This window comes from Desulfonatronospira sp. (assembly GCA_003563255.1).
Taxonomy (GTDB): Bacteria; Desulfobacterota; Desulfovibrionia; order Desulfovibrionales; family Desulfonatronovibrionaceae; genus Desulfonatronospira.
In genome coordinates, this window is sequence record PWSL01000332.1 from 1 (window position 1) to 3,215 (window position 3,215).

General features: G+C 55.7%; 3 protein-coding genes. All 3 read left to right on the plus strand.

The window, feature by feature from the left end; genetic code table 11:
• Positions 1-6 precede the first annotated feature (6 nt).
• A complete protein-coding gene (locus tag QZP87_RS09620; RefSeq protein ID WP_291322705.1) occupies positions 7-1,218 on the plus strand; it encodes an acetate kinase in 1,212 nt (403 codons plus the stop codon).
• Positions 1,219-1,255: 37 nt separating this feature from the next.
• On the plus strand, positions 1,256-1,882 hold the full coding sequence (locus QZP87_RS09625) for a lactate utilization protein (RefSeq protein ID WP_291322703.1): 627 nt from the start codon (positions 1,256-1,258) through the stop codon (positions 1,880-1,882).
• Positions 1,882-3,215, plus strand: a 1,334-nt coding sequence (locus QZP87_RS09630; protein ID WP_291322704.1) for a lactate utilization protein B, incomplete at its 3' end; no start/stop codon positions are given. The genes QZP87_RS09625 and QZP87_RS09630, both read left to right, overlap by 1 nt.

Genomic DNA, 3,215 nt, shown 5'->3' on the forward strand with positions numbered 1-3,215 from the left:
AAAATTATGATCATTCTGGTACTGAATTCAGGCAGTTCATCTGTAAAATATCAGCTCCTGGACATGCAGGACAAAACCCTCATGGCCTCCGGGCTGGTGGAGCGCATCGGGCAGTCCGGTTCAGCCTACAAACATGAGCGCCTGCCTGGAACCGACACCAGCCAGGTGTTTTCAGACGAACAAGACATCCCGGATCACTCCACAGCCCTGGACCTGGTGGTAAAACTCATCACCGGAGAGCAGACCGGAGTAATAAAGGACGTCTCCAGCATAAACGGCATCGGCCACCGCATTGTTCACGGAGGTGAAGACTTCAACACCCCCATCCTGGTGGATGAGGACGTTGTAGAAGGCATCCGGGCCCAGATACCCCTGGCCCCGCTGCACAACCCCGGAGGGCTGGCCGGCATAGAGACAGCCAAGAGGCTTATGCCCGGAATTCCCAATGTGGCCGTGTTCGATACCGCCTTTCACCAGACCATGCCTCCTGAGGCTTACCGCATGGCCATACCTGCAGAGCTTTACAGCGAACTGAAAATCAGGCGCTACGGCTTTCACGGCACCTCACACCTGTATGTGGCCAAGCAGTGCGCCGCCACCCTGGGCCAGACCCTGGAGCAGACCAGCTGCATCACCGTGCACCTGGGCAACGGCTGCTCCATGGCCGCAGTAAAACAGGGACGCTGCGTGGACACCAGCATGGGTCTGACACCGCTGGCCGGGCTGGTCATGGGCACCCGCAGCGGAGACGTGGACCCGGCCCTGCATGCTTTTCTGGCGGACAAAAAGGGTTATTCCATTCAGGACATAGACAACCTGTTAAACAAGAAAAGCGGCCTCCTGGGACTGTGCGGCGACAATGACATGCGCGACATCCATGCCCGCATAGACAAGGGGGACAGCGATGCTGAGCTGGCCCTGAAGATATTCTGCCGCAGGGTGACCCAGTACATAGGTCAGTACATGGCCATACTGGATAAAACCCAGGCTATCTGCTTTACTGCCGGAGTCGGCGAAAACGATGAGCGGGTGCGCGAGCTTTCCTGCTCCACTCTGTCCGGTCTAGGGGTGGTCCTGGATAAGAAGCGCAACCAGGAAGTCCGCAGAGGTGAGATATGTGAAATAAGCTCCCCGGAAAGCCGGGTAAAAGTGTTGGTCATCCCCACCAACGAAGAACTGGAAATAGCCACCCAGACTGCACAAGTCCTGTCCAGTTGAAAGGTCAAACGTGAACCAGCAATCATAGAGGTAAAAAATGCAAAATGAAATGGTGGAAACCTTTACTGCCAAAGCCAAGGCTGTATCAGCAGAAGTCCGGCATATCAAAAGCATGCAGGAGGCCTTCGACTATACGGTCAATACCTGCGTGGACAAGGAAGCCTGTCAGTTTCTCATGGCCGGCTGTGAACTGCCGGTCTCTGACGAGGCCCAGCAGCTGTGTGAAATAAAGCCCGGAGAAAAAGTTATCGCTGCCCCGGCCCTGGACGACAAGAACCTTTCCGGGCTTACCTCCCAGGCGGAAAAACAGGGCATTACCACCATTACCAGTGATCTGCGCCGATATCTTGGCGGAGTGGATATCGGCCTGGCTGTGGCTGATCTGGGACTGGCGGAAACCGGCACCCTGGTGCTGAAATCAGCCTCCGAGGACCTGAGGCTGGCCACCATGATCTGTGAGATAAATGTCATGGTTCTGCCTCTGTCCCGCATGCGCCAGGGCTCTTATGACGCTGAAAAAGAACTCTCGGAAATGCTGAGTGACGGGGCCAACTACCTGTCCTTTATCACCGGAGCCAGCCGCACCGCCGACATAGAAAGAGTACTGGCCCTTGGTGTGCATGGCCCCCTGGAACTTCACATATTGCTTTTGGAGGATGCCTGATGCTTAACGCAGACAATCTGAAAGACTACCTGAAAGAGATTGAAGAGCAACTGCAAAACGATTTTCAGCGCAAGACCCTGGATACTTTTGCAGTGGCCTACCGTACAGGACGGGCCAATGCCTTCGCCGGAATGGATATAGACTCGCTGGTGCAGGAGATAGCCGAGGCCAAGGACTCTTCCCTGTCCCGCATGGACGCCTTGTACAAGGAGTTCAAGAAAAACGCCGAGGCTTTGGGAGTAAAGGTTCATCTAGCCAAGGATCCCAAAGAGGCCAACGAGATAATCGCCTCCATAGCCAAAGAAAACAACTGCAAAAATATTGTCAAAGCCAAGTCCATGACCGCCGAGGAAATCCATGTGAACACCCACCTGGAAAAGGAGGGCTACAGGATTGTGGAGACCGACCTGGGGGAATGGATAATCCAGCTTCGAAACGAGCCTCCTTCACACATGGTCCTGCCGGCCATTCACCTGTCCAGGTACCAGGTTGCAGACCTCTTTGAGGGAGTGACCAGGAAAAAACAGGACACGGATGTACACAAGCTGGTCAAGGTGGCCAGGCGGGAACTGCGCAAGGAATACGCCTATGCCGACATGGGCATCACCGGAGCGAACTTCGCCATATCCGAAACCGCCACCCTGGGCATGATAACCAACGAAGGCAACGGACGTCTGGTGACCACCCTGCCCCGGGTGCACGTGGCCCTGGTGGGCCTGGAAAAACTGGCTCCCAAGCTGAGAGACGCCCTGCGCCTTTTAAAGGCCCTGCCCCGCAATGCCACCGGCCAGCAGATAACCTCGTATGTCAGCTGGATCACCGGACCCAATGAATGTAAAAGCGCACCGGATAACAAAAAGATCATGCACGTGGTCTTTCTGGACAATGGCCGGCGCAAACTGTCCACGGACAAGAATTTCTCCCAGATCCTGCGCTGCATCCGCTGCGGTGCCTGCGCCAATGTCTGTCCGGTGTACCGCCTGGTGGGCGGGCACAAGTACGGATACGTATACATCGGGGCCATCGGCCTGGTGGCCACATACTTTTTCCACGGCAAGGACAAGGCCAAACTTTTGGTGCAGAACTGCGTAAATTGCGGAGCCTGCAAGGAAATATGCGCTGCCGGAATCGACCTGCCAAGGCTCATCAAGGACATTCACGCCCGGATCCAGGACGAGGATGGTCATCCCCCCAGGTCCAAGCTTCTAGGCATGGTCATGAAAAACCGCCGCCTTTTTCATTCGCTGCTTAAAAACATGCGCTTCGCCCAGCTGCCCTTTGCCGACACCGAGGCCAGATACGTGCGGCACCTGCCCTCCATCTTCATGAAGGA

Bases quoted from the DNA above. Each gene is read 5' to 3' on its own strand.
- QZP87_RS09620 (WP_291322705.1), top strand. From the start codon at position 7: ATGATCATTCTGGTACTGAATTCAGGCAGTTCATCTGTAAAATATCAG.
- QZP87_RS09625 (WP_291322703.1), top strand. From the start codon at position 1,256: ATGCAAAATGAAATGGTGGAAACCTTTACTGCCAAAGCCAAGGCTGTA.